Here is a 12,793-nt window from a genome sequence, read left to right on the forward strand (position 1 = left end):
TAGCCTTGGACCATGACCCGACTGTGCTGGGCCACGCCGGAGCACCACGAGAGCCTCGGCTCGACCAACGTCGCCGCGCTCGCCGACCCACGACCCGGACGCGTGGTCGTCGCCGACCACCAGAGCGCCGGGCAGGGCCGCCGCGGCCGCGCCTGGTCCTCCCCGCCCGGGACGTGCCTGGCGGTCAGCGCGGTGGTGCCGGCCGTGCCGGCAGCGGTGGCCGGCTGGCTGCCGCTGGCGACGGGGGTCGCGGTGGTGGACGCGCTCGACGCGAGCCGCTGGCCGGTCCACGCCGTCCTCAAGTGGCCCAACGACGTGCTCCTCGAGGCCGGGCCGGCACCGGGCAAGCTCTGCGGGGTGCTGGTGCAGGTGGCCGACACCGGGGCTCTCGTCGTGGGCGTCGGCGTCAACGTCGACCACGACCGGGACCAGCTGCCGGTGCCGACGGCCACCTCGTGGCGGCTCGCCCGGGGCGGCGCACCCCTCCCGGAGGGCGCCCGGGACGGCTTCCTCCAGGCCTACCTGCACCGGCTCCGCGAGCTGCACGCCTCCCTCGGGCGCGGCGAGAGCGGTCCGGTGCGCACGGCCTACCTCGCCCGGTGCGCGACCCTGGGGCGCGCGGTCGTCGTCCACCGGCCGGACGGGGCCGCGGTCCGCGGGGAGGCGGTCGGGCTGGACGAGGGCGGGGCGCTGCTGGTCCGCGAGCCGGGCGGCGCGGTCGGGGTGCACCACGCCGGCGACGTCGAGCACCTGCGCGACCAGTAGCCTCACCGCATGGACTCACCGACGATGTTGCAGGTGACCCGGCACCCGTCCGGGGACGAGGGGCCGGGAGGAGAGCCCGGCCCGGTGGTCGAGCTGACCCTCGACCGGCCGGAGGCCATGAACGCCATCTCCACGGAGTTCGCGCAGGAGATCACCGCCACGACCGCCGCCCTCGCGGCGGACCCGACGGTCCGGGCCGTGGTGCTCACCAGCGCCCACGACCGGGCCTTCTGCGTGGGCGCCGACCTCAAGGAGCGCAACGGCTTCACCGACGCGCAGATGATGGACCACCGCCTCGTGTCCAAGCTCGCCTACCGCGGTGTCCTCGACCTGCCGGTGCCGGCCGTGGCCGCGGTGGAGGGCTACGCGCTGGGCGGTGGGCTGGAGCTCGCGCTCTCCTGCGACCTCCTCGTCGCCGGGGCGGGGGCGACCCTCGCGCTGCCGGAGGTCGGGGTCGGCGTCATCCCGGGGGGTGGCGGCACGCAGCTGCTGACCCGCCGGGTGGGGTGGTCGCGCGCGGCCTCGATGATCTTCACCGCGCGCCGGCTCAGCGCGCAGGAGGGTCGCGACCTCGGGGTGGTCGACGAGCTGGTCGAGGCCGGGTCCGCGCGGGGCCGTGCCCTGGAGCTGGCGGCGACCATCGCGGCCAACTCCCCGGTGGCCGTGCGCAACGCGAAGCGGGCCATGCGGATGGGCATGGGGACCGACCTGGCGGCCGGGCTGGAGATCGAGGACGGGGCCTGGCGGGCCACCGCGTTCAGCCGCGACCGGGCCGAGGGCGTGGCCGCCTTCGCGGAGAAGCGCACGCCGCAGTGGCCCGGACGATGACCGAGCGCGCATACTGTCAGGCAGCCACGCGGAGGGAGACGACGTGACCAGGGTGCTGCTCGCCGAGGACGATCCGACCATCTCGGAGCCGCTGGCCCGCGCGCTGCGGCGCGAGGGCTACGAGGTGACCGTCGCGGCCAACGGCCGCTCGGCGCTGGCCGAGGCGACCGGCGACGTCGCGCACGACCTGCTCGTGCTCGACCTCGGGCTGCCGCAGCTGGACGGCGTCGAGGTATGCCGTTCGCTGCGCGACTCCGGCGTGCGGATGCCGGTCCTCATGCTCACCGCCCGCAGCGAGGAGGTGGACACGGTCGTCGGCCTGGATGCCGGCGCCGACGACTACGTCACCAAGCCGTTCCGGCTCGGCGAGCTCCTCGCCCGGGTGCGGGCGCTGCTGCGCCGGGGGCCCACCTCCAGCCAGGCCCCCGGGGGCTCGGCGCTGCGGATGGACATCGAGGCCCGCCGGGTCTTCCTCCACGACCGCGAGGTCCGCCTCACGACCAAGGAGTTCGACCTGCTGCGGGTCCTCATGCGGGAGGAGGGCCGCGTGGTGTCCCGGGAGGTGCTCATGCGCGAGGTGTGGGACACCTGGTTCGGGTCGACCAAGACCCTCGACATGCACGTCTCCGTGCTGCGCCGCAAGATCGGCGACGACGCGCACGACCCGCGGCACATCGTCACCGTGCGCGGCGTGGGCTTCCGCTTCCAGAACGACCCCGACGGCGCCGACGCCGACAGCGTGGACTGAGCGCCGTGCGCAAGGTGCTGCGCGACCTGGCGGTGCGCATCGTGCTGACCGTGGTCGGGGTCTCCCTCCTCTTCGGAACGCTCATCGCCTGGCTGCTGCGGGAGGCCCAGACCACCCGCTGGCAGACCGGCGGCGGGGAGATGCCCGACTGGTGGCTGCTGGGCACGCTGGTCCTCGCCGGCGGGGTGATCCTCGCGATCGCCGTCCCGGCCGCGCGCTCGTGGGCCGACCGCGCCGCCGAGACCACCGCCCGACCCCTGCGCCAGCTGGCCCACCGCACCGACGAGCTCGCCTCGGGCGGGTTCGTGCTGGACCCGCAGACCCGGCCCGGGCGGCTGGTGGAGCAGGAGCCGTTCCGCTCCGGGATCGCCGAGATCGACGCGGTCGCCCGCGAGGTGGACCGGCACCACCACACCTTCGCTCGGGCGCTCGTCTTCGAGCGCTCCTTCGCGGCGGACGCCTCGCACCAGCTGCGCACGCCGCTGGCCGCGCTGCTGCTGCGGCTGGAGGAGATCGCCCAGTCCGACGACGCGTCCGTGGCCCGGGCGGAGGCGGAGATCGCCATCAGCCAGGTGGAACGGCTCACCGGCGTCGTCGACGAGCTGCTCCAGCGCACCCGGGCGGGGCACGCCAGCGGTGGTGCGGTGAGCGCCGCCGACGCGGTGCTCGCCGGGCTCGACGAGGAGTGGACGCCGGCCTTCGAGGAGCGGGGCCGGTCGATCGAGCTCACCTGCGAGCGCGGCGTCATCGTCGAGGCCAGCGCCTCAGTCCTGTCCCAGGTCCTCAACACGCTCGTCGAGAACTCCCTGGTGCACGGGCGCGGCGAGGTGCGCGTGCACGTCGCCCGCTCCGGGCCCTCGGCGGTGTTCACCGTCTCCGACCAGGGCCCCGGCATTCCTCGCGACCTGGCCCGGAGCATCTTCGACCGCGGCACCACGAGCGGGCAGGGCACCGGGCTGGGCCTCGCCGTGGCCCGGGAGACGGCCGAGTCGATCGGGGGCCGGTTGGAGCTGACCCGCGCCTTCCCGCCGACCTTCGCCTGCTACCTGCCCCTGGCCGTCACGGCCTGACCGGCCGCGTCCGGCTCCAGCTCACCGCGGAAGACGAAGGTCCGGTAGGCCCAGAAGCGGAACGCCGTGCCCAGGACCAGGCCCACCCCGTTGCCCGAGACGTTGTCGGCCAGCTGGCTGTCGAGCCCGAGCACGTAGCGGGAGACGCCGAGGCAGGCCACCGCGATGAGCAGCCCCACCGCGTTGAAGAGGACGAAGAGGGCGAACTCGTGCGCCACCGGTTCGCTGCGCCGGTGCCGGAAGGTCCACCAGCGGTTGCCGACCCAGGAGAAGACCGTCGCCACGCTGGTGGCGACCACCTTGGCCCACAGCGGGGAGTCGGACATGGGGCCGTCCCCGACCCCCGGCACGCCGAAGACGAGCAGGTTGTAGAGCGCCGTGTCGAGCACGAAGGCCAGGGCCCCCACGGTTCCGAACTTCGCGAGCTCGGCCACGAGGACCCGGTAGGTCGCGCGCGCACGCGCCACGAGCCCGGCGGCGGCAGAGGGGGTCACGGGGCGGCAGTCTAGGTGGAGCGGCTGGGTAGGCTGACCCGCGTGACCTCTCCCAGCCCCGTCCGTGCCGAGGGCGGCTTCCCGGTGGTGGGCATCGTCGGCGGGGGACAGCTCGCCCGCATGTGCCAGCCGCCGGCGACCAACCTGGCCCTCACCCTGTCCGTGCTCGCCGAGAGCCCGACCTCCAGCGCCGCCCTCGTGGTGCCGCACAGCCCCGTCGGTGAGCACACCGACACCGAGGCCGTGCTGTCCTTCGCGCGCGGGTGCGACGTGGTGACCTTCGACCACGAGCACGTGCCGCAGGAGGTGCTCCTGGCCCTGCAGGAGGCCGGGGTGGCGCTCCACCCCAGCCCGCAGGCCCTCGTCTTCGCCCAGGACAAGCTCGCCATGCGCCGGCGTCTCAGCGCGCTCGGCCTCCCCTGCCCCCGCTGGTCGCAGGCCCGGACCGCCGCGGACGTCGAGGAGTTCGCCACCCAGGTGGGGTGGCCGCTGGTGGCCAAGGCCCCGCGCGGCGGCTACGACGGCAAGGGGGTGCTGGTCTGCCGTGGCCCCGCCGACCTCAAGGAGTGGCTCGAGGGGGTGGGCCGGGGCGGGCTCGCCGACGGCATCCTCCTGGAGGAGGCCGTGGACTTCTCCCGGGAGCTCTCCATCATGGTGGGCCGCAGCCCGTCCGGCCAGGCCGCGGCCTGGCCCGTCGTGGAGACCGTGCAGGAGGGCGGCATCAACACCGAGGTCCTCGCCCCGGCGCCCTCGCTCGACCCGGACCTGGCGGCCGCGCTCACCGAGGGCGCGCTGCGCCTCGCCGGAGAGCTCGACGTCACCGGCGTCATGGCGGTGGAGGCCTTCGAGGTCCGTGACCCGCGGACCGGCGCACCGGCATACCTCGTCAACGAGCTGGCGATGCGACCGCACAACAGCGGGCACTGGAGCATCGACGGGTCGGTCACCAGCCAGTTCGAGCAGCACCTGCGGGCGGTGCTCGACCTGCCGCTCGGCGACCCGTCCGCCCGGGCGCCGTGGACGGCCTCGGCCAACGTCCTGGGCGGCGACTACCCCGAGCTCTACGCCACCTACCGTCACCTGCTCGCCCGCGACCCCGGGCTCAAGGTGCACCTCTACGGCAAGGGGGTGCGACCGGGCCGCAAGCTCGGCCACGTCACCGTCTACGGCGGCGAGCAGGGCGACCTGGCCTCGCTGGAGGAGCTGCGCGACCGCAGCCGGCACGCCGCCGACTACCTGCAGGGGGTGGTGACCTCGTGAGCCCGCAGCACGACGCGCCGCGACCGCTGGTGGGGCTGGTGATGGGCAGCGACAGCGACTGGCCGGTCATGGAGGCCGCGGCGCAGGTGCTGGAGGAGTTCGGCGTGCCCTTCGAGGCCGACGTCGTCTCGGCGCACCGGATGCCGACCGAGATGATCGACTACGGGCGCACCGCCGCCGACCGCGGGCTCCGGGTCGTCGTCGCCGGGGCCGGTGGCGCCGCCCACCTCCCCGGGATGCTCGCCTCGGTCACCGTCCTGCCCGTCATCGGGGTCCCGGTGCCGCTCCAGCACCTCGACGGGCTGGACTCCCTGCTCTCGATCGTGCAGATGCCGGCCGGGATCCCGGTCGCCACCGTCTCGGTGGCCGGGGCCCGCAACGCCGGCCTGCTCGCGGTCCGCACCCTCGCCGCCGGCGAGGGCGAGCGGGCGGAGCGGCTGCGGGGGCAGCTCGCGACCTTCGCCGAGGACCTGCGGGAGCAGGCGCACGCCAAGGGCGAGCGGCTGCGCGCCCGCCGGTCCGGGCCGCCGACGGGCTGAGCGCGGCGTAGGGTCGGAGGATGCGCTTCGGACTCTTCGTGCCCCAGGGCTGGCGGATGGACCTCGTCGGCATCCCCCCGCAGCAGCAGTGGGGGGCGATGCTCGACGTCGCCCGGCACGCCGACGCCGAGGAGGGCTGGACCTCGGTGTGGGTCTACGACCACGTCCACACCGTGCCCGAGCCCAGCGAGGAGGCCTGCCACGAGGCGTGGACCCTCATGGCGGCGCTCGCGGCGACGACGGGCCGCGTGCGGCTGGGACAGATGTGCACGTGCATGAGCTACCGCGAGCCGACCTACCTCGCCAAGGTCGCCGCGACCGTCGACGTCATCTCCGGGGGACGGGTCGAGATGGGCATCGGCGCGGGGTGGTACGAGCACGAGTGGCGCGCCTACGGCTACGGCTTCCCCGGCGCGGGGGAGCGCCTGGCGCGGCTGCGCGAGGGCGTCGAGATCTTCCGCCAGATGTGGACCACCGGCACGGCGACGCTGGACGGCGAGCACTACCAGGTCGACGGGGCGATGTGCTTCCCCCGACCCCTGCAGGGCAGCACCGACGGGTTCGGCGGCAGCCCGCGCAACGGCATACCGGTGTGGGTGGCCGGGGGTGGGGAGCGCAAGACGCTGCGCATCGCGGCCGAGTATGCCGACGCCACCAACTTCGACGGCTCCCCGGACGGCTTCCGGCACAAGTCCGCCGTGCTGGCCGAGCACTGCGCCGAGGTGGGCCGCGACCCGGACGAGATCGTCCGCAGCGCCAACTACAACGTCGTCATCGGGCGGGACGCCCGCGAGGTGGAGCAGCGGCTCGACGCGGTGAGCGAGCGCTACCGGCGCGCGGGGCTCTCCGAGGAGGCGGCGCGGGGCCAGGCCGAGAGCCTGCGGACGCAGCCGCTCGTCGGGACCCCCGAGCAGGTCGCCGAGACGCTGCAGGGCCTGGAACGGCTCGGCATGACGTACGCCATCACCTACTTCCCCGAGGCGGCCTTCGACATCTCCGGGATCGAGCTCTTCGAGAGCGAGGTCATCCCCGCCCTGGGCGGCTGACGCGCACGTCAGGCTCCCGTCCGGGGGCCGGTACGCTGCCCCCCATGAGCATGAGCGAGTTCGACCTGTTCCGGATCAACGAGGATCACGAGGCCCTGCGCGAGGCGGTCCGCGAGGTGGCGGACGAGCAGATCGCGCCGCACGCCGCCGCGGTCGACGAGGAGGGCCGCTTCCCCGACGAGGCGCTGAAGGCGCTCGTGGCCACCGACTTCCACGCCCCGCACATCGCCGAGGAGTACGACGGGGTCGGCGCCGACGCGCTGGCCACCTGCATCGTCATCGAGGAGGTCGCCCGGGCCTGCGCCAGCAGCTCGCTCATCCCGGCGGTGAACAAGCTCGGCACGATGCCGCTCGTCCTCGCCGCCAGCGAGGAGGTCAAGTCCCGCTACCTGCCGGAGGTGGCCTCGGGCCGGGCGATGTTCTCCTACGGGTTGTCCGAGGCCGGAGCCGGGTCGGACACGGCCGGGATGACCTGCAAGGCGGTCGCCGACGGCGACGACTTCGTCCTCACCGGGCAGAAGTCCTGGATCACCAACGCAGGGGTCAGCGAGTACTACACGGTCATGGCCGTCACCGACCCCGACGGTCCCCGCGGGCGCAACGTCACCGCGTTCGTCGTGGAGAAGGGGGACGAGGGGTTCACCTTCGGGGCGCCGGAGAAGAAGCTCGGCATCAAGGGCAGCCCCACCCGCGAGCTGCTCTTCGACGGGTGCCGGATCCCGGCCGACCGCATGGTGGGCGGCCTGGGGGAGGGCCTCAAGATCGCCCTGCGCACCCTCGACCACACGCGGGTCACCATCGGGGCGCAGGCCGTCGGTATCGCCCAGGGTGCGCTGGACTTCGCCCTCGGCTACGTCAAGGAGCGTCAGCAGTTCGGCCGGGCCGTGGCCGACTTCCAGGGGGTGCAGTTCATGCTCGCCGACATGGGGATGAAGCTCGAGGCCGCCCGCCAGATGGTCTACGTCGCCGCGGCCAAGTCGGAGCGCGGGGACGCCGACCTGCCGTTCTTCGGCGCGGCGGCCAAGTGCTTCGCCTCCGACGTCGCCATGGAGGTCACGACCGACGCCGTGCAGCTGCTCGGGGGGTACGGCTACACCCGCGACTTCCCCGTCGAGCGGATGATGCGGGACGCCAAGATCACCCAGATCTACGAGGGCACCAACCAGATCCAGCGGGTCGTCATGGCGCGCCAGCTGCTGCGCGGCTGAGCCCTCCGGCGGTCCTAGCCGTCGTTGCCGTTCCCGTTGCCGTTGTTGCCGCCCCCGTTGCCGTTGCCGGGGTTGTCGTCGCTGTTGCCGTTGCCGTTGCCGGGGTTGTCGTCGCCCGGCTCGCCGCCCCCGTCGCCGTCGGCGGGCTCGTCCTCGCCGTCGCCGTCGGCGGGATCCTCTCCCTGGTCCTGCGCCTCCTCGGTCGGCTCACCCGACCGGCTGCGCTCCACGGCCCGACGCACCGAGATGCGGGGCTCCCCGTCCTCGCGGCCGATGCCGAGCGTCTCGTCCTGCACGATGACGACCGGGCCGTAGGTGTAGGTGACGACGGCGTCGACCTGCGCGGTCCCGTCCTGCCGCTCCTGCGCCGTGAGGTCGGCGACCGACACCGAGTCCAGCCCGTCCGCGATGTCCGTGGCGATGAAGGCCGACGGGGTGGTCAGCTGCTGTGCCGCCGCGAGCCCCTCCTGCTCCAGCGTCGTGTAGAACTCCTCGGCCAGACGCTGCGCCTCCTGGGCGCTGACCGGCGTCCCGGGCGCCTGCGACGTCGGCCCAGGGTCGGCCGTCGGCCCACCGGGACCCTGGTCGGGACCGGTCGCGATGCTCCAGACCAGCCACCCCAGCAGGAGGGCCAGCGGGACGGCGAGCAGCCACCCCAGCCACACGCCGCGCCGCGGCGTGCTCCGGCCACGACCACCGCGGTCGTCGGTGCCCTCCGGCCGGGGCTCGCGGTGGTAGCTCGGTGCCGAGGCGGCGGGGGCGCGGTCGCGCGCCGGGGCCGGTGCCGCGCGGGGGAAGGAGCGCGTCGGGTCGGCCTGCGGCACCGCCTGGGTGTGGTCGGCGGCACGGCCGACCGCAGCACCCGCTGCCGCACCGGCGGCGGCTCCGGCGACGGCAGGGCCCGCTGCGGCGCCACCGCCACCCGTGGGCTCCCGCCCCTCGGTCACGGCCGTCAGCTCGCGGGCCGCCCGCGCGGCGTCCCAGCGGGTGCGCGGATCGGGGTCGAGCATGCCCTCGAGCGCCGCCGTGAGGGGCCCGGCGTGCTGGGGAGGACGGGGGTCCTCCCGGGCGATCGTGTGCAGCTGGGCGACCGCGTTGGGCCGCTCGTCGTAGGGCCGCCGACCCTCGACCGCCGCGTAGAGGGTGGCGCCCAGCGCCCAGACGTCCGAGGCCGTGCTCGGGTCCTCGCCCCGGGCGAGCTCGGGGGAGAAGTAGGCGGCGGTCCCCGAGACGAAGCCGGTGCGGGTCAGCTGCGGGTCCTCGTCGGCCCGCGCGATGCCGAAGTCGGTGAGCTTGGCGTCGTGGCCCTCCCCGCCGGTGAGCAGCACGTTGGCGGGCTTGACGTCCCGGTGCAGGATGCCCGCGCGGTGGGCCGCCGCCAGGGCGGTCGCCATCTGCGCACCCACCGCGGCGACCTGCGTCGCCGGCAGCCGTCGACCGTCGCTGATGAGCTCGGCCAGGGAGGGGCCGTCCACGAACTCCATGACGATCCACGGGGAACCCTCGTGCTCGAAGGCGTCGTAGACCCGCACGACGTGCTGGTGGGCCAGCGTGGCGCTGGTCCGGGCCTCGCGGAACCCGCGGCTCAGCAGCACCTCGGTGTCGGTCTCGCCCCCGACCCGCTTGAGGGCGACCTGCCGCCCGAGGTTCTCGTCGGTCGCGAGCCACACGTGCCCGCCCCCGCCCCTGCCCAGGGTGCGGACGATGCGGTAGCGCCCGGCCACCAGCGTGGGGTCCTGCGACGCCGGTGCGGGCGCCGTCGTCTCCGGCTCGTGGTCCGGCTCGTGCGGGTCCGCCATGGTCACCTCCGATCAGCGCAAGGGTAGCCCGACGGCCCTCAGGGCTCGACGGTGATGGCCTGCCCCTGCCGGAGCGCGGTGAACAGCTGGCTGGCCCCCTGCTCGTCCCACAGCACGGTGCTGCCCACCTCGGTGGGGTAGTTCGGGTCGGCGACAGGCACCGTCACCGAGTTGCCCTCGCCGGTGGCGACCTGACGCATCGCCCAGGCCATCCGACCCGCCTCGAGCATCGAGGTGTCGTCGCCCAGGCTCAGGGCCGACCCGGTGGAGGTGCCCACGTCGTGCAGCCGCCAGGGCACGAGCACGGTGCTCGGGGTGAGCATGCGGTCGACGAGCGCGGAGAGGAACTCGCGCTGCCGCTCGACCCGGCCGAGGTCGCCGCGGGGGTCGCTGTAGCGCATCCGGACGTAGCCGAGCGCCTGCTCCCCGGCCAGCTCCTGGCACCCGGCCGGCAGGTCGATGTGCGCCTTCTCGTCCGCGATCGGCTCGTCGAGGCACATCTCCACGCCCCCGACCCCGTTGACGACGTCGACGAAGCCGCCGAAGCCGATCTCGAGATAGCCGTCGACGGGCAGCCCGGTGGCCCGTTCGACGGTGTCCACGAGCTGCTCCGGGCCGCCGTTGGCGTGGGCGGCGTTGAGCTTGTCGAACCCCGCGTCGCGGATCTCGACGTAGCTGTCCCGCGGCAGGCTCACCAGGGTCGGCGTGCCGAAGGTGGGCACGTGCAGCAGCATGACGGTGTCCGCCCGGTGGCCCTCGGTGAAGCCGGTGCCGAACTCGCCACGCTGCTCGTCGGTGAGCTGCTCCCGGCTGTCCGTGCCGACCAGCAGGTAGTTCTCCCCGGCCGCCGCGGGCGGACGGTCGGCCACGTCCGGGGTGGCGTCGATGCGGTTGACGCTGCCCCAGACGAGGGAGACCACGACGATCATCGAGACGAGGTAGGCGACCACGGCCAGCGCCAGCAGGGCGGCGGCGCGGCGCAGGGCGTAGCGCGGTCGGCGCCGCCGTGGCGGGGGAGCGGCATACCGGTCCCGGCCGTCGCGCCGCTCGTGCCCGGCGGAGCGGTCCTGCTCGTCGTGGCGGTCGCGCCCGTGCCACGCCTGCTGCGGGTCGTCGTCCCGCTCGTCCGCGCGGTCCTGCCAGGCGTCGTGCTCCCAGGCGTCCTCGCGCTCCCGGTCGGTCCGGTCGACGTAGGGCAGCGGGATCCGCTCCGTGGCGTCGGGGTCGTGACGACGGCCCCCCCGCGGGGTGCGCGGCATGGGGCGGGTCCAGTCGTCCTGTGGATGGTCGGGCACGGGACCCAAGACTACGTGCTCGACCTTGCCCCGGGCTGGGAGTGCCGCACCGTCGCGCGCGTCCGTGACCCGGGTAGCCTCGCGGCGTGAGCTCTGCGTCAGGCCCCGTCTCCGCCGCCCCCGTGTCGGTCGTCATGACCGTCCTCAACGAGCAGGAGCACCTGCCGCAGGCGGTGCGCTCGGTGCTGGCCCAGGACTACCCGGGGCCGATGGAGGTGGTCGTCGCGGTGGGCCCCAGCCGCGACCGGACGCAGGAGGTCGCCGACGGGCTCGCGGCGGCCGACGACCGCGTCCGGGTGGTCCACAACCCCTCGGGACGCACCCCGGACGGCCTCAACGCCGCCGTCGCGCAGGCACGCCACGAGATCGTCGTCCGGATGGACGGCCACGGTGAGCTGAGCGAGGGGTACGTCCGCCGCGCCGTCGAGATCCTCGAGGAGACCGGCGCCGCCAACGTCGGGGGGATCATGCTGGCCGAGGGCTCGGGGCCGATGCAGGAGACGGTCGCCCTGGCCATGCGCTCCCCGCTGGGCATGGGCGCCGAGCGTTTCCACGTCGGCGGCGAGGCGGGCCCGGCGGACACCGTCTTCCTGGGGGTGTTCCGGCGCGACTGGCTGCGCCGGGTGGGTGGCTACGACCCGGCCTTCACCCGGGCCCAGGACTGGGAGATGAACCACCGGATCCGGCAGGCCGGCGGCACGGTGTGGTTCACGCCCGAGCTCACGGTGACCTACCGCCCCCGGTCGACGTTCCGAGACCTCGCCCGGCAGTTCTACGGCAGCGGGCAGTGGCGACGGCAGGTGGTGCGCCAGCACCCGGACTCGGTCAACGCGCGCTACCTCGCGCCGCCGGTGACCCTGGTCCTCGTCGCCGTGGGTGCGGTCGGCGGGCTGGCGTGGCGCCCGCTGTGGCTGCTGCCGCTGGGGTATGCCGCGGCCGTCACCGTCGGGGGGACCTGGGTCGCCCGCGGGCGCGCCCCGGGCGTCGTGGCGCGGATGCCCGCCGTGCTGGCCACCATGCACCTCACCTGGGGCGCCGGCTTCCTGCGGGGCCCACGGGGCTGACCCTGCTAGGCCGGCGGGACGGGCTCCGGGGTCGGTTCGTCGAGGGCCACCCGCAGGGGCGGGCCGGTCCGCTCGACCACCTCCTCGACGCTCACCCCCGTGGCCAGCTCGCGCAGGACCAGGCCGTCGGGGGTGACGTCGATGACGGCGAGGTCGGTGATGATGCGCTGGACGACCCGCAGCCCGGTGATCGGCAGGTCGCACTCGTCGACGATCTTCGCCGAGCCGTCCTTCGCGACGTGGTCCATGAGCACGACCACCTTCTTGGCCCCCATGACGAGGTCCATCGCCCCACCCATGCCCTTGACCATCTTGCCCGGGATCATCCAGTTGGCGATGTCCCCGGCGGCGGAGACCTGCATCGCGCCGAGGATCGCGGCGTCGACCTTGCCGCCGCGGATCATGCCGAAGCTCGTCGCCGAGTCGAAGAAGCTGGCGCCGGGACGGACGGTGACCGTCTCCTTGCCGGCGTTGATGAGGTCGGGGTCCTCGTCCCCCTCCTCGGGGTAGGGACCCACCCCGAGGATGCCGTTCTCGGACTGCAGGACCAGCTCGACGTCGTCCGGGACGTAGTTGGGGACGAGGGTCGGCATCCCGATCCCGAGGTTGACGTAGTCCCCGTCGTGCAGCTCCGCGGCGGCCCGCGCCGCCATCTCCTCACGGGTCAGCGGCATGGC

Annotated in this window: 13 protein-coding genes; 9 read left to right on the top strand and 4 right to left on the bottom strand. The window is 74.4% G+C overall.

The window, feature by feature from the left end; translation table 11 throughout:
- The first annotated feature begins 12 nt into the window (after positions 1-12).
- From FHD63_RS04000 to FHD63_RS04015, 4 genes are read left to right on the top strand one after another with little or no spacing between them, the layout of a single operon-like run.
- Complete coding sequence (locus tag FHD63_RS04000; RefSeq protein ID WP_139720321.1) at positions 13-765, top strand: biotin--[acetyl-CoA-carboxylase] ligase; 753 nt, start codon at positions 13-15, stop codon at positions 763-765.
- Between the two features lie 9 nt (positions 766-774).
- Complete coding sequence (locus tag FHD63_RS04005) at positions 775-1,593, top strand: enoyl-CoA hydratase-related protein (RefSeq protein ID WP_202978410.1); 819 nt, start codon at positions 775-777, stop codon at positions 1,591-1,593.
- A gap of 43 nt (positions 1,594-1,636) precedes the next feature.
- Positions 1,637-2,341 (top strand): response regulator transcription factor, encoded by a 705-nt coding sequence (locus FHD63_RS04010; protein ID WP_139720323.1) that lies wholly within the window; start codon positions 1,637-1,639, stop codon positions 2,339-2,341.
- A 5-nt stretch (positions 2,342-2,346) separates the two neighbouring features.
- A complete protein-coding gene (locus FHD63_RS04015) occupies positions 2,347-3,411 on the top strand; it encodes a sensor histidine kinase (protein ID WP_139720325.1) in 1,065 nt (354 codons plus the stop codon).
- On the opposite strand, the gene FHD63_RS04020 is transcribed toward FHD63_RS04015, so the two are convergent.
- Positions 3,384-3,905, bottom strand: coding sequence for a GtrA family protein (locus tag FHD63_RS04020; RefSeq protein WP_139720327.1), 522 nt, complete (start codon positions 3,903-3,905; stop codon positions 3,384-3,386). The genes FHD63_RS04015 and FHD63_RS04020 overlap by 28 nt on opposite strands.
- A 42-nt stretch (positions 3,906-3,947) precedes the next feature.
- Between FHD63_RS04020 and FHD63_RS04025 the strand changes: the two genes are divergently transcribed.
- From FHD63_RS04025 to FHD63_RS04040, 4 genes are read left to right on the top strand one after another with little or no spacing between them, the layout of a single operon-like run.
- Positions 3,948-5,165: a 5-(carboxyamino)imidazole ribonucleotide synthase gene (locus FHD63_RS04025; RefSeq protein WP_139720328.1), complete on the top strand. Its 1,218-nt coding sequence runs from the start codon at positions 3,948-3,950 to the stop codon at positions 5,163-5,165.
- Between the two features lie 41 nt (positions 5,166-5,206).
- A complete protein-coding gene (gene purE / locus FHD63_RS04030) occupies positions 5,207-5,704 on the top strand; it encodes a 5-(carboxyamino)imidazole ribonucleotide mutase (protein WP_139722968.1) in 498 nt (165 codons plus the stop codon).
- A 20-nt stretch (positions 5,705-5,724) separates the two neighbouring features.
- Positions 5,725-6,750 carry an LLM class F420-dependent oxidoreductase gene (locus FHD63_RS04035; protein WP_139720330.1) on the top strand — a complete coding sequence of 342 codons (1,026 nt, stop codon included), beginning with the start codon at positions 5,725-5,727 and terminating at the stop codon, positions 6,748-6,750.
- 50 nt (positions 6,751-6,800) lie between these two features.
- Positions 6,801-7,958, top strand: coding sequence for an acyl-CoA dehydrogenase family protein (locus tag FHD63_RS04040; protein WP_139722969.1), 1,158 nt, complete (start codon positions 6,801-6,803; stop codon positions 7,956-7,958).
- Positions 7,959-7,972: 14 nt separating this feature from the next.
- On the opposite strand, the gene FHD63_RS04045 is transcribed toward FHD63_RS04040, so the two are convergent.
- Together FHD63_RS04045 and FHD63_RS04050 are read right to left on the bottom strand one after the other, a co-directional pair.
- Positions 7,973-9,757, bottom strand: coding sequence for a serine/threonine-protein kinase (locus FHD63_RS04045; RefSeq protein ID WP_139720332.1), 1,785 nt, complete (start codon positions 9,755-9,757; stop codon positions 7,973-7,975).
- Between the two features lie 38 nt (positions 9,758-9,795).
- Positions 9,796-11,052: an LCP family protein gene (locus tag FHD63_RS04050; RefSeq protein WP_139720334.1), complete on the bottom strand. Its 1,257-nt coding sequence runs from the start codon at positions 11,050-11,052 to the stop codon at positions 9,796-9,798.
- An 86-nt stretch (positions 11,053-11,138) separates the two neighbouring features.
- Between FHD63_RS04050 and FHD63_RS04055 the strand changes: the two genes are divergently transcribed.
- A complete protein-coding gene (locus tag FHD63_RS04055) occupies positions 11,139-12,116 on the top strand; it encodes a glycosyltransferase family 2 protein (RefSeq protein ID WP_338056423.1) in 978 nt (325 codons plus the stop codon).
- Positions 12,117-12,121: 5 nt separating this feature from the next.
- On the opposite strand, the gene FHD63_RS04060 is transcribed toward FHD63_RS04055, so the two are convergent.
- Positions 12,122-12,790 (bottom strand): 3-oxoacid CoA-transferase subunit B, encoded by a 669-nt coding sequence (locus FHD63_RS04060; protein WP_139720336.1) that lies wholly within the window; start codon positions 12,788-12,790, stop codon positions 12,122-12,124.
- Positions 12,791-12,793: the final 3 nt, after the last annotated feature.

Source organism: Serinicoccus chungangensis, assembly GCF_006337125.1.
GTDB lineage: Bacteria > Actinomycetota > Actinomycetes > Actinomycetales > Dermatophilaceae > Ornithinicoccus > Ornithinicoccus chungangensis.

What these genes read in the sequence shown, in the direction of transcription:
- FHD63_RS04060 (WP_139720336.1), bottom strand. Translation starts at nt 12,790, where the DNA reads ATGCCGCTGACCCGTGAGGAGATGGCGGCGCGGGCCGCCGCGGAGCTG.
- purE (WP_139722968.1), top strand. Translation starts at nt 5,207, where the DNA reads ATGGGCAGCGACAGCGACTGGCCGGTCATGGAGGCCGCGGCGCAGGTG.
- FHD63_RS04005 (WP_202978410.1), top strand. Translation starts at nt 775, where the DNA reads ATGGACTCACCGACGATGTTGCAGGTGACCCGGCACCCGTCCGGGGAC.
- FHD63_RS04045 (WP_139720332.1), bottom strand. Translation starts at nt 9,757, where the DNA reads ATGGCGGACCCGCACGAGCCGGACCACGAGCCGGAGACGACGGCGCCC.
- FHD63_RS04040 (WP_139722969.1), top strand. Translation starts at nt 6,801, where the DNA reads ATGAGCGAGTTCGACCTGTTCCGGATCAACGAGGATCACGAGGCCCTG.
- FHD63_RS04035 (WP_139720330.1), top strand. Translation starts at nt 5,725, where the DNA reads ATGCGCTTCGGACTCTTCGTGCCCCAGGGCTGGCGGATGGACCTCGTC.
- FHD63_RS04000 (WP_139720321.1), top strand. Translation starts at nt 13, where the DNA reads ATGACCCGACTGTGCTGGGCCACGCCGGAGCACCACGAGAGCCTCGGC.